At 31.3% G+C, this 20,338-nt stretch carries 18 protein-coding genes and 1 pseudogene; 18 read left to right on the top strand and 1 reads right to left on the bottom strand.

What is annotated here, in order from left to right:
• The first annotated feature begins 51 nt into the window (after positions 1–51).
• The 12 genes from CLOCEL_RS17465 (at position 52) to CLOCEL_RS17410 (ending at position 14,651) form a co-directional block, all read left to right on the top strand.
• Positions 52–1,230, top strand: a complete 1,179-nt coding sequence (locus tag CLOCEL_RS17465) for a radical SAM protein (RefSeq protein WP_010073578.1) — start codon at positions 52–54, stop codon at positions 1,228–1,230.
• A gap of 317 nt (positions 1,231–1,547) precedes the next feature.
• Complete coding sequence (locus CLOCEL_RS17460) at positions 1,548–1,988, top strand: pyridoxamine 5'-phosphate oxidase family protein (RefSeq protein WP_010073577.1); 441 nt, start codon at positions 1,548–1,550, stop codon at positions 1,986–1,988.
• Between the two features lie 290 nt (positions 1,989–2,278).
• Complete coding sequence (locus tag CLOCEL_RS17455; RefSeq protein WP_010073576.1) at positions 2,279–3,313, top strand: ABC transporter substrate-binding protein; 1,035 nt, start codon at positions 2,279–2,281, stop codon at positions 3,311–3,313.
• A gap of 292 nt (positions 3,314–3,605) precedes the next feature.
• Positions 3,606–4,478 (top strand): nucleotide-binding protein, encoded by an 873-nt coding sequence (locus CLOCEL_RS17450; protein WP_010073575.1) that lies wholly within the window; start codon positions 3,606–3,608, stop codon positions 4,476–4,478.
• A 14-nt stretch (positions 4,479–4,492) separates the two neighbouring features.
• Positions 4,493–5,899, top strand: a complete 1,407-nt coding sequence (locus CLOCEL_RS17445; RefSeq protein ID WP_010073574.1) for a nitrogenase component 1 — start codon at positions 4,493–4,495, stop codon at positions 5,897–5,899.
• 1 nt (position 5,900) lies between these two features.
• Positions 5,901–7,220 (top strand): nitrogenase component 1, encoded by a 1,320-nt coding sequence (locus tag CLOCEL_RS17440; protein ID WP_010073573.1) that lies wholly within the window; start codon positions 5,901–5,903, stop codon positions 7,218–7,220.
• Positions 7,221–7,319: 99 nt separating this feature from the next.
• Complete coding sequence (locus CLOCEL_RS17435; protein WP_010073572.1) at positions 7,320–8,147, top strand: ABC transporter permease; 828 nt, start codon at positions 7,320–7,322, stop codon at positions 8,145–8,147.
• A gap of 13 nt (positions 8,148–8,160) precedes the next feature.
• Positions 8,161–8,934, top strand: a complete 774-nt coding sequence (locus CLOCEL_RS17430; protein WP_010073571.1) for an ABC transporter ATP-binding protein — start codon at positions 8,161–8,163, stop codon at positions 8,932–8,934.
• Positions 8,935–8,966: 32 nt separating this feature from the next.
• Complete coding sequence (locus CLOCEL_RS17425) at positions 8,967–10,412, top strand: aryl-sulfate sulfotransferase (protein WP_010073570.1); 1,446 nt, start codon at positions 8,967–8,969, stop codon at positions 10,410–10,412.
• 12 nt (positions 10,413–10,424) lie between these two features.
• The gene (locus tag CLOCEL_RS17420) at positions 10,425–10,718 is read left to right on the top strand and encodes a hypothetical protein (protein ID WP_010073569.1); all 294 of its coding nucleotides are present in this window, start codon (positions 10,425–10,427) and stop codon (positions 10,716–10,718) included.
• 99 nt (positions 10,719–10,817) lie between these two features.
• Positions 10,818–11,522 carry an SDR family oxidoreductase gene (locus CLOCEL_RS17415; RefSeq protein ID WP_010073568.1) on the top strand — a complete coding sequence of 235 codons (705 nt, stop codon included), beginning with the start codon at positions 10,818–10,820 and terminating at the stop codon, positions 11,520–11,522.
• Positions 11,523–11,834: 312 nt separating this feature from the next.
• Positions 11,835–14,651 (top strand): glycoside hydrolase family 2 TIM barrel-domain containing protein, encoded by a 2,817-nt coding sequence (locus tag CLOCEL_RS17410; RefSeq protein WP_010073567.1) that lies wholly within the window; start codon positions 11,835–11,837, stop codon positions 14,649–14,651.
• A gap of 156 nt (positions 14,652–14,807) precedes the next feature.
• Here CLOCEL_RS17410 and CLOCEL_RS22435 read toward each other — a convergent pair.
• Positions 14,808–15,291, bottom strand: a pseudogene (locus CLOCEL_RS22435) (ThiF family adenylyltransferase); the annotation flags it as partial.
• Between the two features lie 326 nt (positions 15,292–15,617).
• Here CLOCEL_RS22435 and CLOCEL_RS17400 point away from each other — a divergent pair.
• The 6 genes from CLOCEL_RS17400 (at position 15,618) to CLOCEL_RS17380 (ending at position 20,334) form a co-directional block, all read left to right on the top strand.
• Positions 15,618–16,388 (top strand): sensor histidine kinase, encoded by a 771-nt coding sequence (locus CLOCEL_RS17400; RefSeq protein WP_010073564.1) that lies wholly within the window; start codon positions 15,618–15,620, stop codon positions 16,386–16,388.
• A gap of 28 nt (positions 16,389–16,416) precedes the next feature.
• Positions 16,417–17,511: a response regulator transcription factor gene (locus CLOCEL_RS17395; RefSeq protein WP_013291851.1), complete on the top strand. Its 1,095-nt coding sequence runs from the start codon at positions 16,417–16,419 to the stop codon at positions 17,509–17,511.
• 18 nt (positions 17,512–17,529) lie between these two features.
• Positions 17,530–17,679, top strand: a complete 150-nt coding sequence (locus CLOCEL_RS22890; RefSeq protein ID WP_010073561.1) for a hypothetical protein — start codon at positions 17,530–17,532, stop codon at positions 17,677–17,679.
• A 238-nt stretch (positions 17,680–17,917) separates the two neighbouring features.
• On the top strand, positions 17,918–18,802 hold the full coding sequence (locus CLOCEL_RS17390) for an NUDIX hydrolase (RefSeq protein WP_010073560.1): 885 nt from the start codon (positions 17,918–17,920) through the stop codon (positions 18,800–18,802).
• Positions 18,803–18,879: 77 nt separating this feature from the next.
• Positions 18,880–19,677, top strand: coding sequence for a ribose-phosphate diphosphokinase (locus CLOCEL_RS17385; protein WP_013291850.1), 798 nt, complete (start codon positions 18,880–18,882; stop codon positions 19,675–19,677).
• A gap of 114 nt (positions 19,678–19,791) precedes the next feature.
• Positions 19,792–20,334: a cysteine hydrolase family protein gene (locus CLOCEL_RS17380; RefSeq protein WP_010073558.1), complete on the top strand. Its 543-nt coding sequence runs from the start codon at positions 19,792–19,794 to the stop codon at positions 20,332–20,334.
• The last annotated feature ends 4 nt before the right edge of the window (positions 20,335–20,338 follow it).

The raw sequence follows: 20,338 nt of genomic DNA, 5'->3' as shown, positions 1-20,338 counted from the left end.
ATACATTATAAATAAGTAAGATAATTATAAAAAATAATAAGGGGTGGAAGTATGAGTACAGATGAAAGAAAAACAGTTCTTTACGAGGAGTTAAGATTAAAGAATCAATTATTGGTTGAAGGAATCAATGTTGATCCTGATATATTTAAAAATTTAGATTTAGGTGGCACTATAAAGGAACAGGTAAATGCTTTATTTGCAGTTGATCATCATGGGCATACGGGAATTGATTTTCCAGCATGTATAATCTTACCAAAGGGATTCCGTGTTGGTTTTCATTGGGATAAAGGTAGTCAATATTCTCTTAAATATAATGATGGAAGATTCCAGTTGTTTGACGGAGACAAGCTGATAATAGATAAGGTCATCTTTGAGAAAAGACCTAATTATTACAGTTTAAAGACCTCTGATGGAACTTCAATGGCAACAGTAGCGCAAGATTATGGATATAATCATGTGTTTGTAGCTTATAGCAATGAATGTGCCTTAAAGGACAAAGGTAAGGATTGCTTATTCTGTAATATAAATGCCACTAAAGATTTATATGCCGAGAGTCAAAATATAAAATGGAAAACTGCAAAGCAGATAGGTGAAACTGTGGCTGCTGCATATAAAGAAGGAAATAATAAGGTAACAATCAGTGGGGGATTCATACCAGAAAGAAGAGAAGTTGATTATTATATAGATGTTGCTGAAGCTATAAAAGAATACACTGGATTACAAGACTTCAACGGAACAGCTACTATTGGTGCACCTTTGGATTTTAGTGTTTTTGATAAATATAAAGAGGCTGGATACAGAACTGTGGCAATTAACTTAGAAGTTTGGGATGAAAACATATTTAAAACTATTTGCCCAGGTAAAAGTGAAGAATGTGGCGGAAGAGAAAACTGGTTAAATGCTATTGAATATGCATTAAAAGTCTTTGGAAAATTTAAAGTAAGATCAACTTTTGTATCAGGACTTGAACCTAAGTCATCGATACTTGAAGCTGTTGAATATCTTGTATCAAGAGGTGTAATAGCTAGCCCTAGCCAATGGAATGTAAATGTAGGCTCAGCTCTTGAGGGACATCGTACACCTAGACCAGAGTGGCATTTTGAGGTAGCTACTAAAACTGTTGCTATATACAGAAAGTATGGAGTTACTTGGGATGAATTAAATGATGCAAATGCTAGTGCAGATACCTTAATTCACGATATTTTTAGAGTGGAAGAAGGCTTAGTATAAAAATTACAGGATCAAGTTATAGCATTAATGGAAAGAATTACACCTCAGATAAAAGCATTTTATTTTGATGGGGTTACATGATTAAGTCTAACTAATACAAATAAACTTAGTGAACATGTATGAACCATTAATTCTTCTAGGTTTTTAATAAGCTATAAAAAAACAAAGGGCAAAGAGTTCTAGGGTATGATATAAAACTATGAAATATAGATACTAGCGGTTATGAAGATGATTTAAAAAATTTGAGCTAGCTATATTAGGATAACATCAAGATTTAACATTTAAAACCTATAATATGTAAAAAAGGGGGAAATAAAATGTCAAGTTGCAATAAAAAAATTAAAGAGTATATAGCTAATAGTCCTTCAGCCATATTAGCTACTGTGGATTCAGAAAACAATCCTAACTTAAGAGCCATTGGAGGGTATGGAGTAGATGAATTTACAGTTTATTTTTCAACAGCTAAGAAAAGTAACAAAGTAAAGCAGATTGAGGAAAATAACAATATATCACTTTTGTTCCAACATGAAAATCAAAAAATGCCTAATTTCATCAATGTAGAAATAAAAGGTATAGCAGAAAATTTGGAGGATGAAGAAGCTTTTAATGAAGGTTTTAAATTTATAGCAGAAAGAAGACCAAAACTAAAGGCATCAAAAGAAACTCATAATATCTATAAAATAACACCTAAGCAAATAAAGGTTCTAGATTTTTCAAAAGAAAATCCAGATGAAAAAATCAGAATAATAGAAGTATAAATTCAGTAGGCGTACTTACTAGAAGTAACTTTAGAGAGTAAAAGTAGCTTTAAATAATGAAGTGTTATTTAGTGAAATATGTTAAAAAGTTAAATATAGATATTTATAAATATCTATAATTTTCACCTAGATATTTGAAATAAGAACTCGACTTGAGCATTAATTTAAAGTTATTGCTCAAGTCGAGTTAGCTATATACAGACATTTTTGTATATGTATTCAGGGTGAAAAATAAGTCAGTCTAGAAGTTGAAAGATTTTTATAATTAGATATATAGAGGAGCGATTATTATGAAAAAAGTTATAGCAACAATTTTAATATTGGCAACGTCAACGTTAGCTTTAGTAGGTTGCGGACAGAAGCAGGAATCAAATGTAAAAAAACAAGGGGATACAAGTTCACAAAAGGTCGTTAGATTAGGAAGTGCAACTACAAGTAATTTCTTAGGAGAACTTGCTGGAGTAGCACAAGATAAGAAGTTTATCGAGGAAGAATTAGAAAAGAAAGGATATAAAGTTGAATATATAAATTTTCCAGCAGCAGGACCTGCAGTAAATGAAGCTTTTGTTGGAGGAAGCATTGATGTTGCACATTATGGAGATTTACCACCAACAGTATTAAGGTCAAAGGGGCAAGATGTTAAGATCCTTGCAATTACTAATAATGAGTATAATATGGATCTTGTTGTGCAACCAGATTCAGATATTAAATTTGTAGAGGACATAAAAGGTAAAAAGATAATAGTTGGAAAAGGAACAATTTATCAACAATATTTCGGAAACATAATTAAAGAGCATGGTGTAAGTGAGAAGGATGTAGAAGTATTAAATGTAGTTGCAGAAGCACAATCAACATTTTCATCTAAAAATGCAGATGGATATGTAACCAGCCATGTAATAGCACAAAAGCTTGTGAAGGAGGGGCTAGGAAGAATTGTAATTTCAAGCGTCGATAAACCAGAGTATGCAAACCAAACAGTCTTTGTTGGGAAAACTGCTTATATAAAGGAAAATCCAGATGTTCCAGTGGCAATTATAAAAGCCTTGTTAAGAGCTAAAGAGTTTGTTATTAAAAATCCAGAAGAATCATATAAGATAATGGCTCAAGCAGGATATCCGGTAGAAGCTATAAAAGAAGCGTATAGTTATGATAAAGGAAAATTTAACTTCTTTACTTTAGATATAGATGAAGGTTCTGTGGCAAAGCTGAAAAATCTAAATAAATTTTTACGTGAGCAAAATCTAACTGCAAAGGATGTAAATGTAGATGATTTTGTTGATAATAGCTACTATGAAAAAGCCTTAGAAGAATTTAATAAAAAATAAAAATACAAAGAGTTTAATGTTCAAAAATTTATTTATCCTCGTAATTCTGATACTTTGAGTACGTAAGGAAGTTTTTTATAGAAAACATTATAAGGATAAAAAAATTCTCAATGAGAAATTAAGGTTTGAACTTAGAACCCTATAGGATAAAGTTTACTTTTATCTACGTGAAAATATATCTATTAGGTAAGATGAATTGACATCTTATAGGGTGCAACATACAATAATAACATACAAAACATATGTGAAAAGTAGTAATTGAAGTAAACTTAGCACAGAAGGGAGAGCAATCATGAGTAAGATAGGAAAACATATAGCTATTTATGGAAAAGGAGGTATTGGTAAATCAACTACAACTTCTAATATAAGTGCAGCATTAGCAGAGGCTGGATATAAGGTTATTCAAATAGGATGTGACCCAAAAAGTGACTCTACTAATACTCTTAGAGGAAATAATTATTTGCCAACGGTTTTAGATAGTATGAGAGAAGGCAAAAAGGTACACTTGTCAGATGTATCAGTTGTAGGGTATGGTGGAATACTTTGTATCGAATCAGGCGGACCAGTTCCAGGAGTAGGATGTGCAGGGAGAGGAATTAATGCTGCAGTAAACTTACTTCAAGATTTAAATCTTTTTGAAGAATATAAACCTGACTATGTTTTATATGACGTCTTAGGTGATGTTGTTTGCGGTGGTTTTGCAGTTCCTATAAGAGATGGAATTACTGATAGAGCTTATGTAGTTAGTTCATCTGACTTTATGGCAATTTACGCAGCTAATAATTTATTTAAAGCTATAAATAAATATGCACCATCAGGTGGAGCAAAGCTTGGTGGAGTTATTGCAAATGGCTTAACAGCTGGATATTCAAAAGCAATAGTAGATGATTTTGCATCGAAGACAGGTACTAATGTAGCTGGATATATACCTCGCTCTTTAGTGGTTTCTCAGAGTGAATTATTTGGTAAAACAGTAATTGAAGCAAATCCAAAGGCTGAACATGCAGATATATACAGAGACTTGGCAAAACATATCGCAACTAATGAAGAATTAGTAGTTCCAAATCCATTAGGTGTAAGTGAGTTGAGAGATTGGGCAAGAGAATGGGGCGACAAAATTTACGATAACCAAACAGGAGTTGTTGAGGGCAGTCTTGGTATATAAGGAGAGTGATGTTCATGAGTTTGTTTAATGGTAATAAGCTTCAAGGAAGAGAGAAAAGATTAAGTACCTTAAGTGCTTATGTAGGAACAGCTCATAAGCTTGTTAAAGAAGAGGAAGATAGACAAAATATAAGAACTTTTTCAGAAGCTACATATGATGAAGTAATTTATGCATTAAAAGCAATTTTAGATATAGAGGATTCTGTTACAGTGATTCATGGTCCAGCAGGTTGCAGTACCTCAAAAATCCACTACTTTGCAGAGGGAAGTAAATCAAGCTGGTATGTAACTAATTTAAATGAAAGAGATACTATTTTAGGTGGAGATGAGAAGTTAAGAGAGACTATTACTTTAGCTTATAAGAAACATGAACCTAAAATAATCTTTGTTTTAGCTACTGCTGTAGTAGCAATAAATAATGATGATATTAGTGCAGTTGTTTTAGAACTTGAGGAAGAGTTAGAAACTAAAATAGTACCGATTTTTACAGATGGATTTAAATCTAAAACTGCAATAAATGGATATGATGTGGTGCTTCATGCCATCGGTAAATATTTAGTTAATGGAAACAAGGAAGACGAAAAGGAGAACTTTTTAAATTTAATTTCTGTATCAGAGAATAATAGAAATCTTATTGAGATTCTTTTGTTTCTTAAAGAATTAGGGATAAATACAAATACTATTCCAAAGTTTTCAAGATATGAGGATATAAAAAAAGCTTCAAGAGCAAAGGTATCTATTGCATTAAATGATGACGAAGGGTATTTTCTCGGAAGAGGTCTAGAGGAACATTATAATGTTCCGTATATAAGTTCTGTAATTCCTATAGGAAGAAAAAACACAGAAAAGTGGCTTTCGCTAGTTTCTGAATTGTTCAATGTTACAGATGTTGCAAGAAAAATCATAGATAAGGAAGCTTTGAATAAACGAAAACTAATTGAAGAAGCGCCTTTATCAAAGTTAAAGTTTTACATAGATTTGCCAACTTCTATAGGAATCAGTTTAGTGTCCTTGATTAAGGAACTTGGGGGAGACGTTATAGGATTAACAGTGGATGAGGTAGATGAAATTAATAAAGGCAAACTGGAAGGGTTAAAGTATGATTTACCTATTCATGTTGCTAGTGGACAAACTTTTGAAGTAGCTAATATTTTATATAAGTTAAAGCCAGATATTTATATTGGGTCACCTTACAAAACCTCATGGGCTGCGAAACTTGGAGTTATACCTATATCTATTGGTAAATCAGCACTCTATGGATTTAACGGAGATGAGAACTTAGTGAAGTTAGTTAAATCCGCTATAAGAGGTAAGGAAGCTACTGATAATAATGCAACACTATTATATGAAGAACAACTACCATACAAGGAAGCTTGGCTAAAGAAGAGCACCAATTGGTATATAAAACAGGAGGTGAAATAGTATGTCACAAGGATTAGAAAAATCTCGCAATAGTTGTGCACTGCAAGGTGCTATTAATGTGCTATCTGAAGTCCATAGAGTTGTGCCTATAGTACATTCAACAGCTGGTTGTACTATTCAACAAGCACTAGTCAATAGGGTAAGTAGTCATAGTGGTTTTGATATTCCATCAACGAATATCATAGAAAAACAAGTTATTTTTGGTGGAGGATCAAGACTAAGAGAGGAAATAAAGAATACTGTAAAAGTTGTTGAGGGAGATTTATATGTTGCTTTAAGTGGATGTTCTTCAGAACTTGTTGGGGATGATGTAATTACAATGGCAAAGGAAGCACAAGAACAAGGTGAGCCTGTGATATATTTTAAGGCTCCAGGTTTTAAAGGGAAAACTCATTTAGGTTATGAAGGAGTTGTAAATGCAATAATAAATCAGCTTCCACAGGTAACTAAAGTAAATACTGAAAAAGATCTAAAGTTAGTAAATATATTTGGAATTATACCAGGCCAAGATATAAATTGGATAGGTAATCTAGAAGAACTAAAAAGGATACTTGAAGCTATAGGTTTAAAAGCTAATATTCTATTTGGATTTGGACAAGGAATAGAACAGTGGAAGGATGTTCCTTCAGCTGCATTAAATTTAGTTTTTTCTAAATGGGGAATAGCTGTTGGAGAAAACCTTAAAAAGAATTATGGGATTCCATTTTTAACACTAAAAGCTAATCCAGTAGGTGCACATGACACTGCGAAGTTTATTAGTGAAGTAGTGGAGATATTAGATTTGGACAAAGAAAAAGCCCGAGAGTTTATCAATAATGAAAAGAAGAAAGAAGAATATTATCTTAATAATATTTTCAGTTTATATGTTGATTATAATTTTTATAAAACTTACGGCATTGTCGGTGATGAGAGTATAGTCAACGGAATAAGTAGTTTCTTAACCAAAACCCTTGGATTATCTACTGGAGTGAAAGTTTTTACAGATCCAATAGGCGAAGAAGCGAAGGAAGCTTTAGAAAATGAGAAAAGTGAAGAAAATGTATATTATGCGGAAGATTTTGATGAGATTGAAGATATCCTAAAAGCTAATGACATTGAATTGATTTTGGGAAGTTCTTTGGAAAAAAGTATTTCTGAAGCCTTAAATATTCCTTTGCAAGTAGTTTCATGCCCAGAAGTAGATAATATTATTTTAAATAGAAGCTATATAGGCTTCAATGGAGCAATCAACATATTAGAAGATTTAACTACTGTACTTTTAAATCATCATAGAAAGTCAGAAGAAAAGCTTCGAAAAGAAATAAACGCATTAATTATTTAAATTTCAACTTTAAGCTATAGAAGAAATATGCCTCTGTATTTTGAGAGGCTTTTTTTCTATATAGGTATCAAGAAAAAATATAGTTTGGAGGTAAGGAGAATGGAAGGAACTGAAAAAACTGCTATAGGTAAAGATAAAAAATTAGGAACTGATAATAAAATATTAAGTTTAAAATCAATAGTAAAATATATTAACTATATTGCACTGCCTGTGATTATTGTATTAGCTTGGAATTATGTAACTAAAAATGAGATATTCTCATCTGCTATTTTACCATCAATATCTACAGTACTTTTATCATTTAAAACTCAACTAATCTCTGGGCAATTGATTGGTGATGCAACTATTAGTTTAAAAAGAGTAGTTGAAGGTTATCTTATATCTGCAGTTTTAGGTATTTTTTCTGGAGTGATAATGGGGATGAATAGCAAAGTAGATAAGTTCTTCTTTTTTGTTTTTAGTGCAATAAGACAAATCCCAATGCTTGCATGGATTCCATTGATAGTACTATGGTTTGGCATAGGGGAATTATCTAAAATAATTGTTATTATTTTAGCATCATTTTTCCCAATACTATTGAATACAGTAAGTGGAATAAAGAGAACTGATAAAGGACTTATTGAAGTTGGAAACATGTACAACCTAAGTAGATGGAAGAAGTTTAGAAAAATTTATTTCCCCTCTGCACTTCCTTCAATTTTTGTAGGACTCAAATTAGGACTTGGAATATCATGGATGGCAGTTGTTGGAGCAGAAATTATTGCTGCAAGTTCTGGAATAGGATATAGAATGAACGATGCAAGAAGTTTAATGCAACCAGAGGTTGTTTTTGTTGGAATGATCGTTATTGCGTTAATAGGATTAATAATGGATTTTGTTTTAACAAAGGTATCAAAAAAGATAACTCCATGGGAAAATACAAAATAACGGAGGAATGGCTATGAGTGAAAATAAATTAGCGATAAATGCTTTAAATAAAAGTTTTAAGGTTCAAGGCGAAAATGTAGATATCTTAAGTGATATTAATTTAAATATAAAAGAAGGAGAGTTTTTAGTAATAGTAGGACATAGTGGATGTGGTAAGAGTACTCTACTAAAAATTATCTCAGGATTATTAGATTACGACAGCGGTAACGTTATTTTAGACGACAAAATAATAACAAAACCTGATGTAGATAGAGGGATGATATTTCAGGAACATAGATTATTTCCATGGCTTACTATTAAAGATAATGTAGCGATTGGACTTGATGGAGTTGCAAAAGAAAAGAAGTTGGAACTTGTTGGCAAATATTTAAAATTAGTTAAGTTAGAAGGTTTCGAAAATGCGTATCCTAGTCAGTTATCTGGGGGGATGTCACAAAGGGCAGCAATAGCTAGGTCACTTGTTACAAATCCAGAAGTATTGTTATTAGATGAACCTTTTGGGGCTTTAGATGCATTGACCAAAATCACTATGCAGCAAGAGATTCTTAAGATATGGGAAAAAGAAAAAACAACTATGATCATGGTAACTCATGATATAGAAGAAGCTGTATTTTTAGCTGATAGGATAGTAGTTATGTCTGCAAGACCAGGAAAAATAAAAGAAATAGTTCCAGTTAATTTAGGAAGACCAAGAGATAGAGGTAGTGCAGATTTTGCTAGGATAAAGAAAAAAATATATTCTTATTTCTTCGAAGATGCAGAAACTCATATTGAATACAATATATAAGAAAAGTGAAGATAATAAAAGGAGGGATTGAAATGGGACATCCAACTATTTATCCAACAGGAGTAACTCTTTATAATCCAAAGAAGGCTTGGAGTGGCTATACGATTTTTCAAGTAAAAGGATTAGGGGCACTTTTAATAAATATGAATGGAAAGGAAGTTAAGCTGTGGAGAAACCTGCAGGGCTTTCCTAATAAAATATTGCCAGGTGGATACGTTCTAGGAAGTACAGGGGAAAGAAATACTGCATATGGAATGCAAGATATGCTGGACTTAGTACAGGTGGACTGGGATGGAAATATTGTTTGGAAATTCGACCAAAAAGAATTTATAGCTGATCCTGGAGAAATACCACAATGGATGGCAAGACAACATCATGATTATCAAAGAGAAGGCAGTACCGTTGGTTATTATGCACCAGAATCGGAACCACTAGTAGATAAAGGAAATACCTTGATACTTACCCATGAGAATGTAAAAAATACTAAAATAACAGACAAGTTACTGTTGGATGATAAAATTATAGAAGTAAATTGGGAGGGAAAGATTATTTGGGAATGGAGCCCTAATGAGCGTTTTGATGAATTAGGTTTTGATGAAAGTGCGAAAAATATACTTTATAGAGATCCAAACATGAGGCCTGCTGGTGGCGGAATGGGAGATTGGCTCCATATAAATTCCTTATCATTACTTGGACCGAATAAATGGTATGATGAAGGTGATGAACGCTTCAATCCAGAGAATATTATCTGGGATAGCCGAGAAGCTAATATTATAGCAATTGTAGAAAAGAAGAGTGGAAAAATTGTTTGGAAGCTTGGACCCAATTATGACCACAGTGAAGAACTTAAGAAGTTAGGATGGATAATTGGCCAACACCATGTACATTTGATACCAAAAGGACTACCAGGAGAAGGAAATATATTGATCTTTGATAATGGTGGATGGGCTGGATATGGAAGTACTAATCCTGTATCACCAACTGGACGCCAGAATGCCCATAGGGATTATTCGAGGGTTTTAGAAGTTAATCCGGTTACATTAGAAATAGTGTGGCAATATACACCTAAGGAAGCAGGTTTACTTGAACCACTCGATTCTAGCAGATTTTATAGTCCATTTGTAAGTAGTGTTCAAAGATTACCAAATGGGAACACATTAATAACAGAAGGCTCAGATGGTCGTATTTTTGAAGTGACAGTAGAACATGAAATCGTCTGGGAGTATATAAATCCATATAAGGATGAAAAAAAGCTACCAAGTATGAATATGGTTTATAGGGCTTATAGAGTCCCATATGATTGGATTCCACAATTAGAAAAGCAGGATGAAAGAGCAATAGAGAAGATTGATTTAAAGAATTTTAGAGTTGATGGATCAGAACCTATAGGAGTGGTTGAGGATACATCCGTAAAAGGAGTAATAGGCTATAAGGAAAACGGTGCATTCTGCGTTATATCAAATAGAGAATCTGATTAACAGGAAAAGGGATTGCCCAGATTAGATGGCTATGAAAATACTTATTCAGAACAGATTAGAGATTGCTTTGATTGGAATTTCGATACATATGTAGAGTCAAAAATACTAGCGGGATTCCGTTTTAAATCAAGTGGAAGATATAGCCCTATTTATTGGAACCCAGAGTCTAAGTTTTCAATAATCTCAAATGATGACAAATATTATTTAACTGAAAATCAACATGTAATTCAAGAAGTAAGCTTTGAACATAAACCGAAGTTTTATAGGATATCAATATATTGCAATGAACATAGAAGTTTGGGATGAAAATTTGTTTAATTTACAACTTTTTAGTTGAATAAAAAATCATAAGAAAGAAAATAAAGCTTCTAAATTTTAAATAACAAATATAAGGGGGAATTTGATTTGTCAAAAACAGTATTGATAACTGGTGGGAATAAAGGAATAGGACTAGCTACTACGGAACTTTTTTTAAATGAAGGGTATAAGGTTATTGTTATTGGAAGAGATTTTACTAATTTTAAATTTAATAATAACGAAAATGTAGAAAAAGTTCAGTTTGATGTAAGTAATATAAATGAAATCCCAACCTTAATAGAAAAATTAGGAGACATTGATATATTAGTGAACAATGCAGGAATAAGTAATAAGGTAGACTATGAGAATTATTCACAGGAGCAAGTTGATAGAATTTTAAAAATAAATATTGAAGCTCCAGTTGCATTTATTAGAGAAATCTCAAAGGGATTTTTAGCAAAAGGAAAGGGTCGGATTGTAAATGTTGCGTCTCAAGCAGCTGAAGTAGGACATCCAGATATATGGTACGGAATAACAAAGGCTGGGTTAGTGAATGTTACAAGAAGTTTTGCAAATCTATTAGGGCCCAAAGGAATTGTTATTAATGCAATTGCCCCAGGGCCAGTGGAAACTGAGATGATTCTCAATTCAGGTCACAATGAGAGATTTGAAAGGATAAAGGAGAGGTCGTATCTAAAAAGAATTGCAAAACCAATAGAAGTAGCCAAGACCATATTGTGGTTAGCAATAGAAAGCCCAGAATACATTAATGGAGAAACAATTGATATAAATAATGGAGCACAGTCAATATAATAATTTGATAAAAAAAGGGTTGTCGAACTAGTAGTTAAAAATCATTTAGTGCGACAACTCTTTTTCTTTACACTATTACTGACAAAGAGGATGATTTGAATTCACATAGAATTAAAAATTTAAGTAACGAAATTTCTTTTGATAGAAATATTTGAAAGAAGAAAAATTCAGTATTTATTAAGCTAATAATATGGGTTTATTTCATAGGTTAAATCTAGTAAAATGTGTTATAACAATGGAAGATTTAAACGATTACGTAACCAAAGCGTACTTAGTTTTGATTACGGGTAATTATGATAAAGAGGTGACCAAATGTATAAAACGATTGATTTAAGTGGTATTTGGAATTTTCAATTGGATAAAGAAAAGCAAGGTATAAATAAACCTTTCAATGACACAATTAATTTACCAGGAACTACTGCTTATTTTAAAAAAGGTGAGAAGAATGAAAACGTTGAAATTGGATTTTTAACAGAGGAATATAAATTTGAAGGGCATGCATGGTTTTCAAAGACCATTGAGATTTTAGAGGATAATAATGCAAAAAATTATTTTTTGTACCTAGAGAGAACACGAGTTACTACTGTATGGATAGATGGTAATAAAGTAGGTACACAAAATAGTCTTTCTACTCCACATATATATGATGTTACAAATTATTTATCTAGCGGTAAGCATGAAATAACTATACTTGTTGATAATACAGATTATCCTACTAGAGGAGGACATTTAACTTCTCCAGATACTCAATCAAATTGGAATGGTATTACAGGTAAAATTGAGTTACAAGTTTTTGATAAAACATACTTAACAGATGTTCAAGTTTATTCTAATATTAAAGATAAAACTGTTGAAATAAAAGGAAAAGTTGCTGGTGCAGACAATGGAACTATTTCAGTTTCAGCAGTAAGCTTTAATAGTGAAAAGGAACATAAGGTAGGAGAAAAAGAATTTAAATTTACTTCAAAGGAAATTGATATAACTTATTCTTTAGGGGAAGAGGCTTTACTTTGGAGTGAGCATGAACCTAGTCTATATAAGTTGAAGGTAAATTTAATAATCGATGATTGTATAGTTGATACAAATGAGATAACTTTCGGGTTACGTGAATTTAAGTCAGAAGGTGATAAATTCACGATAAATGGTGATAAAACTTTTTTAAGAGGAAAGCATGATGGACTTATTTTCCCACTAACTGGCTTTGCACCAACAACTGTAGAGGAATGGTTAGAAGTTTTAAACATTTCAAAATCTTATGGAATAAATCACTACCGTTTTCATACTTGTTGTCCTCCGGAAGCTGCTTTTGTTGCTGCTGATATTCTTGGTATTTATATGCAACCTGAATTACCATTCTGGGGAACTATAACTGATGAAAAGGATGAAAATCATAATCAAGCTGAGCAGGATTATTTAGTTAGTGAAGGTTTTTCAATGTTAAAAACATTTGGAAATCATCCATCCTTCGTTATGATGTCTCTTGGTAATGAATTATGGGGAAGTAAGGAAAGATTAGATGTGATTTTAAAGGATTATAAAGAATTAGATAATCGACATTTGTATACTCAAGGCTCAAATAATTTTCAGTTTTGCCCTGTAATTTTAGAAAATGATGATTTCTTCTCTGGGGTTAGGTTTTCAAGAGATCGTCTTTTTAGAGGGTCTTATGCAATGTGTGATGCTCCTTTAGGTCACGTTCAAACTGATATTCCAAGTACCATGAAGGATTATGATGAAAATATTTTCCCAACGGCACTTAAAGATATAGAGAATTCAAAAGTAAATGCTGATGGAACAATAGAAATCCAATTTGGTACAGGAACAAAAAAAGTTAAGGCAACTGACTTTAGTGAAGATATGGTTCCTAATGTACCTGTTGTTTCACATGAGATTGGTCAGTATGCGACATTTCCAAACTTTGATGAAATAAAAAAATACACAGGTCCATTAAAAGCAAGAAACTTTGAAACCTTCAAACAACGACTTGAAGAGAAGGGGTTAGAGGATTTGGCAGAAAAGTATTTTAAAGCTTCAGGAACTCTTGCAATGGCTTGTTATAAAGAAGAATTAGAAGCAGCTTTTAGGTCAAAGAAGCTAGCAGGTTTTCAACTTTTAGACTTACAGGATTTCAGCGGACAGGGAACAGCTTTGGTAGGTGTTTTAGATGCATTTATGGATTCCAAGGGATTAATATCACCAGAAGAATGGCGTAGTTTTTGTTCAGACGCTGTGTTAATGGCTAGGTTTGATAAGTATAATTATTTAGCAGAGGAAAACTTTAAGGCGCATATAGAGCTTTGTTACTATAAAAACATTCCATTAAAAAACTTGAAACTATTATGGGAATTAAAGAATAATAATACCATTTATGAAAAGGGAGAAGTCGAGCTTTCAAATATAGAGGCTGCAAACTATATTGATATAGCTGATATTAGTTTGAAAATGCCAAAGATAGACTTAATGGAAAAACTAACCCTATCATTAAAAGTTGATGGTATGGATATTGAAAAAACTTATGACTTATGGGTTTATCCAAATGAAGTTACTATTGAAAAAGAAGGTTTAAATATAGTTCACAGTTTATCAAAAGAGGCTATTTCACTACTTGAAAAGGGTGAAAGAGTAGTGCTATTCCCTAAACTTGAAACTCTAAAAAACTCTATTGAAGGTTTTTATTGTACTGATTTTTGGTGTTATCCAATGTTCCGTTCAATTTCTGAAAGCGTGAAAAGAGAGGTGCCAGTTGGGACTATGGGTTTACTTATTCAGAATAATCACCCTATTTTCAAGGATTTTCCTTGTGAAGAGTATTCAACATACCAATGGTGGAATATAGTTTCAAATTCACGTTCAATCATACTAGATAATACTTCAAAGGATTTTAGGCCAATTGTACAAACAATCGATAATTTTGAACGTAACCATAAGCTTGGTTTAATATTTGAGTGTAAAGTTTTAAGTGGAAAGCTTCTAGTTTGCACTTGTGATTTTGAAAAAGTTATTGATATGCCTGAAGCAAAACAGTTCTTATTTAGTGTTTTAAATTATGTAAGATCTAATGAGTTCAATCCAAAGGTTGAAATTGGTGTTTCAGAACTTGAAGGTATTTTACTTGCCTCACAAAAGTAACTTATATACAGTTCCCATTGAGGGATAATCATCTTCATGTTTAACTTTAGAAATATTAGTGATTAAAGTACTAAGATAAATAATAGAAAAACATCCAATATTCTTTAGTAATTATTTTATAAAAATAATCAAAGGAGATTGGATGTTTTATTTAATCTATCCACAGGTATTTGATTCATAATCAATTAGCTTATTTATAGTTGGACCTTCATTACAAATACTATAATTTCTACCATGTGAAATATCAATTTTTCTGAATAACATAGTTTTGGTATCATAGGTTAATAAATTTCCTGTAAGTAACTCTCCAACTCTAGTAATATATTTCAAGGCTTCAGTTGCCTGAATTGAGCCTATAACGCCACCCATTACTCCAAGAACTCCTGCTTGTTGGCAGGTTGGAACAGCATTAGGTGGTGGCGGGTGTTGAAAAACGCAACGGTAGCAAGTCAGGAACATATGTCATTATCTGGCCTTGAAATTCAATGATTCCTGCATGTGAAAAAGGCCTTTGGAGCATAACACAGGCATCGTTAATTAAGAATTCCACTGGGAAGTTATCTGTTCCATCGATTATGAAATCATAATTCTTGTCCTTAATAATATCTAATATGTTTGTAGCTGTAGCTCTTTCTTCATAATAGGATAACTGATCCACTGTTTTAGCCTTCTAAATAGTCCATTCGTTTAATAATAATTATAGGATGTAATGTATTTTATCCACAATGTTAATAAATTTAGTATTTTATATGAGGATATTTAGGAGTTATATTTGTAAAATTATTTTTGAAATTTGTACCTGAAGCCTTAGAGAAAATATGGTATATATTATACAAACTAAAAAATTTTGACTAATACAATAAATTAGTATATACTTTAAACATAGTAATCGTATTGAAATAGTATGAAAGAAAAAATTATTATTAGAGATGATTTAACTTTAAAGGAATAATTAATTGTATTGGAGTGATTATCATTAATAAAGGTAACATATGGGATAATATTGTAGAAGATATTAAGGAAAAAACTGAAGAACTTGAAAATTCAAATAATGAATTAAGAGCTTTAAATTGTACTATAGTACATGAGATAAAAGCTCCGGTTCGTGCTATTGACGGTTATGCAAGAATATTTATTGAGGATTATGCACAACAGGTTAATGTAGATGGTATTAATCTAATCAATAATATTAGAAATATTTGTAGTGATACATTATTGCTTATAAATAAATTATTAGACTATATAAAGTTTGCTGAAGTTGAATCTACAAAGGAATTGATAAATTTAGAGTTATTAATAAAATCAACTTTTGATGAATTACTTTTTGGATATACAGATGAAAAAAAGATTCACCTACAATTTGAGGGAAAGTTGCCTAGTATATTAGGAGATAATATTTTGATGAAGCAAGTAATTATAAACATAATTTCGAATTCATTAAAGTTTACGCATAATAAAGAAGTGGCTGTAATAACTGTTGGATACACCTTTGAAAATAATGAAAATATCTTTTATATAAAAGATAATGGTGTAGGATTTGATATGAAATTTTCAGAGCGTCTTTTTGGTATTTTTGAAAGAATGCATTCTGATAGTGAATTTGAAGGAAGTGGAGTTGGACTCGCTATCGTAAAAAAGCTAATCAATAAGTTAGGTGGTAGGGTTTGGATTATTGGTGAAGTGGGGAAAGGTGCATGCACGTATTTTACAATTAGAGAAGATAATATTTTGAAGTAATTAGTATTGAAAGTCGGGGTGAATATAGATGTATAAAGTTCTTGCCGTAGATGATAGGGAAATATTCTTAGTAGAATTGAAAAGGCTTAAATTATGGGGGGATAGATTAGATTTTCAAATTACAGACACAGCGTCTAACGGAAAAGAGGCTCTTGAATTATTGAATAAGAATAGCTATGATATTGTACTTACTGATATTAGGATGCCTGTTATAGATGGAATACAACTGCTTCGAGAAATACAAAATGAAGGATTATGCACATGCGTTGTAATTTTAAGTGAATATAGTGAGTTCAACTATGCAAGACAGGGAATCGTATTAGGTGCTTTTGATTATATAGTAAAGCCAGCTACTGAAGAAACGATAAATGCTCTACTTGATAGAACAAAAGTTTTTTTAGATAATTACTATAAGCCTAAAAAAGAGTGGCCAAATAGTAATATAAAATTAGTAGAAAATGATGAACAATGGATATATCCAGTTGCTGATGAAAAGCAAATAATCAAATGTTTGTTTAATAAAGATAAAAATACTATAGAGTTATTTCGTAATACTGCTGAGAATATATATGTGCTTTTATCAGATAATTTAATCAAAGCTGATATTGTTGTAAAGAAGCTATATCATAATATTATTACAGAGGTCTTTGAAAAATTTGGTTGGCTAAATAATTATATCGATATTGAATTCTTCGAAACTACTAATTATATGAATATTGTCAGTGATAATAATTTTATAGAGTTTTATTGTGAAAGAATCTATTATATTTTTGATTTTTTAAGAAGGTTTCATCTTGAAAATTCTCAGGGGATAATAAAAGAGATCTGTGAGTATATTTTAAATAATCCTAGTGCTGATTTGAAGTTAAAGGCTATTGCTGAAAAGTTTTATATAAATAATACATACTTAAGTAACAACTTTGCTACAAAAACAGGAGTTGGATTTAATGATTATGTAACTATGGTAAGGTTGGCAAGGGCAAGATATCTGCTAGTTAATACAAAACTGAAAAACTATGAAATAGGTTCTCAAATTGGATACCATGATATTAATTATTTTTCTAAGTTGTTCAAAAAAGAGTATGGCAAGAATCCTTCTGAGTATAGGAATACGGCTGTCTAGAGGGGATATTTAGTTGAATTGCCAATATCTAAGTCATCGCTCATATGTGCTTGGGCTGATAAATCAAACTTTAGTTATGCAAAATTTGATAATGCAATCTACGATTTATATACAATATGGCCTAGTGGATTTAATCCGGCAGAAAATGGAGCAGTTATTTGCAAGTAAAATAATCAAATACAGCTAATAAAGAAATAAAAATAGTCTTATATGAGACAAAAGACTCGTATAAGGCTATTTTTGTTATTTACATTAAAGATTAAGAATACTTATTTCAATGACAATACAATTTAATTTGAGAAGATCCAATTAAAATAGCCATTGACAAGTCTTAGAAAAAGGCATAATATAATTACATAAGATCAAATTGATAATATCTATTTGAGATCAAGTAGGAGTGAAAATTTTGAGTAATGATTTTATAAATGAAGAAGAGTTTTTAAAAAATTATCGTGAAGAAGACTATGAAAGACCAAGTATAACTAATGATATGATTATTTTTACTACTGACGATAAATTAGAAGGAAATCTTAGAAAGGTTCCAAAGAAAGGCATGCAAGTTGTCTTAGTCAAGAGAGATAACCATCCACACAAGGATATGTGGGCTATTCCAGGAGGCTTTGTAGATATAAAAGAAAGTCTAGAAGATGGAGCTAAACGAAAATTGAAAGAAAAAACAGGTATAGACAATGTTTATATAGAACAACTATACACTTTTGGAGATGTTGACAGGGATAAGAGGACTAGAGTTATAAGTGTAGGTAATATGGCTTTAATAGAAAAAGAAAGTACAGATTTAACAAAAATGGCGTTAACGAAAAGTAAATGGTTTTGGATTAATAAAACACTTATAGAAAGAGTAAGTAATAAGCAATATGTAATAAATACTCATTTGCTAGAACTTAAATCTGAGTATGAAGAAGTACAAATGAATTATGAAGTTACTGAAAAAATTGAAAAAAATATTTTTAGAAGAAGAGAAACTAATTACAAACTACTAGATAATTCTAATAATCAATTAGCTTTTGATCATTATAAAATTTTAGATTATGGGATAGATAGACTTAGAAACAAAATAGAATATACCCCTATTGCTTTTAATTTATTGCCAAGGCTTTTTACTGTTAAAGAACTACAAAATGTATATGAAGCTATAATGGGAAGAGAAATTTTGAACTTTAGAAGAAAAATGGGTGAAATGATTGTAGAAACCGATGAAGTAATAGAAGGAAAGCCTTTTAGACCAGCAAAGGTATTTAAATTTAATGAGGATTGGGAACATAATTTTTAGAGTAGATGTTGGTTAGTTCTCTAAGTTTAAACAAAAGAATGATTCAAAAAGTAATTTTAGAATTTAGAGGTGAGAAAATGCTGTATTTGAACAATAAAATTGTAGAGATTAATAAATTTCCTAATGGTGAAGCCCTAATGAGCTGTGAGAGATTTAACCTAAGAGATGATTTAAATGAAGTAAAACTTAATTTTCAAGGTGATGAAGATATAACACATTTATTTTTCCTTAAAAATCATTTGGATAACCTAGGCGTTAAATGTAACTTAGTAATTCCTTATATGCCTTATAGTAGAATGGATAGAACCGAAGGTATAACAGTTTTTACTTTAAAATATTTCTGCAAACTTATTAATAGTTTAAATTTTTGCAAGGTTGTTATTTATGAACCTCATTCGGATGTATCTGTTGCTTTACTTGACAGAATTGAAGTAATAGATATGTCTAAGCTTTTAGCAGAAAAAGCTCTAAATGAAATAGGTAGTGATGATGAAAATGTATATTTAGTATATCCTGATGCTGGAGCAGCTAAAAGATATGGTAAGCAAATCAATTATGAAAAAGTACTAACTGCTAGAAAGGAAAGAGATTTCAAAACAGGAGACATAAAAAACCTAATTATAGATGGTAGCACCGAGGGGAAAAATTTCAAAGCAATTATTGTTGATGATTTATGTTCTAGAGGTGGAACTTTTATTTATACAGCAGAAAAGCTTAAAGCTTTAGGTGCAAGGGAGATTTATTTAGTTGTTACTCATTGCGAAAATACGATTTTTCAAGGTGATATCTTAAAAAATGATTTGATAACAAAGGTCTACACAACAGATAGTATTTTAAGCAAAGAGCATGAGAAAATTGCTATTTATAGAATATAGATAGGCTAGATCAAAGTCACTAAGGTGTTTTGATACGACAGTTGACAGTTAAGTTTAGGAATATATGTGGGTAATACCATGAATGAAATTTAAAATTATTAGGGAGGAATTGTTATGAAAAATTTATTAGTAGTTGTAGATTTTCAAAAGGATTTTGTTGATGGAACTTTGGGTTTCAAAAAGGCAGTAACTTTGGAAATTCCTTTATATGATAAAATTAATAACTATTTAAAGAATGGAGATAAGGTAGTGTTCACATATGATACTCATAGTGAGGATTACTTGCAAACAAGGGAGGGTAAAAATCTTCCGATAGTTCATTGTATAGATGGCACAGAGGGACATCAATTGTATGGAAAAATAAAAGAATTTCAAAATGTAGAGAACACATTTCACTATAAAAAAGGAAGCTTTGGAATGTCACCTGAGGATGTTTTAAGACTAAGCAATGAATTAGGAAAGGATATTGATAATATTGAGATAGTTGGTATTGTAACAAACATGTGTGTTATAAGCAATGTAGTGACTTTCCAATCTCAATATACAAATGTTAATATATCAGTTGATGGAAGCTTATGTGCTAGTTTTGATGATAAGCTTCATGAAAAGGCTTTGGATGTTATTGAAGCATTACAAGTAAAGGTTACAAATAGATAGGATA

This window comes from Clostridium cellulovorans 743B (assembly GCF_000145275.1).
In the GTDB taxonomy this organism is placed as follows: Bacteria; Bacillota; Clostridia; order Clostridiales; family Clostridiaceae; genus Clostridium_K; species Clostridium_K cellulovorans.
This window is presented reverse-complemented; position numbering and strand designations above follow the sequence as displayed.

What these genes read in the sequence shown, in the direction of transcription:
- CLOCEL_RS17465 (WP_010073578.1), top strand. Translation starts at nt 52, where the DNA reads ATGAGTACAGATGAAAGAAAAACAGTTCTTTACGAGGAGTTAAGATTA.
- CLOCEL_RS17460 (WP_010073577.1), top strand. Translation starts at nt 1,548, where the DNA reads ATGTCAAGTTGCAATAAAAAAATTAAAGAGTATATAGCTAATAGTCCT.
- CLOCEL_RS17455 (WP_010073576.1), top strand. Translation starts at nt 2,279, where the DNA reads ATGAAAAAAGTTATAGCAACAATTTTAATATTGGCAACGTCAACGTTA.
- CLOCEL_RS17450 (WP_010073575.1), top strand. Translation starts at nt 3,606, where the DNA reads ATGAGTAAGATAGGAAAACATATAGCTATTTATGGAAAAGGAGGTATT.
- CLOCEL_RS17445 (WP_010073574.1), top strand. Translation starts at nt 4,493, where the DNA reads ATGAGTTTGTTTAATGGTAATAAGCTTCAAGGAAGAGAGAAAAGATTA.
- CLOCEL_RS17440 (WP_010073573.1), top strand. Translation starts at nt 5,901, where the DNA reads ATGTCACAAGGATTAGAAAAATCTCGCAATAGTTGTGCACTGCAAGGT.
- CLOCEL_RS17435 (WP_010073572.1), top strand. Translation starts at nt 7,320, where the DNA reads ATGGAAGGAACTGAAAAAACTGCTATAGGTAAAGATAAAAAATTAGGA.
- CLOCEL_RS17430 (WP_010073571.1), top strand. Translation starts at nt 8,161, where the DNA reads ATGAGTGAAAATAAATTAGCGATAAATGCTTTAAATAAAAGTTTTAAG.
- CLOCEL_RS17425 (WP_010073570.1), top strand. Translation starts at nt 8,967, where the DNA reads ATGGGACATCCAACTATTTATCCAACAGGAGTAACTCTTTATAATCCA.
- CLOCEL_RS17410 (WP_010073567.1), top strand. Translation starts at nt 11,835, where the DNA reads ATGTATAAAACGATTGATTTAAGTGGTATTTGGAATTTTCAATTGGAT.
- CLOCEL_RS17395 (WP_013291851.1), top strand. Translation starts at nt 16,417, where the DNA reads ATGTATAAAGTTCTTGCCGTAGATGATAGGGAAATATTCTTAGTAGAA.
- CLOCEL_RS17385 (WP_013291850.1), top strand. Translation starts at nt 18,880, where the DNA reads ATGCTGTATTTGAACAATAAAATTGTAGAGATTAATAAATTTCCTAAT.
- CLOCEL_RS17380 (WP_010073558.1), top strand. Translation starts at nt 19,792, where the DNA reads ATGAAAAATTTATTAGTAGTTGTAGATTTTCAAAAGGATTTTGTTGAT.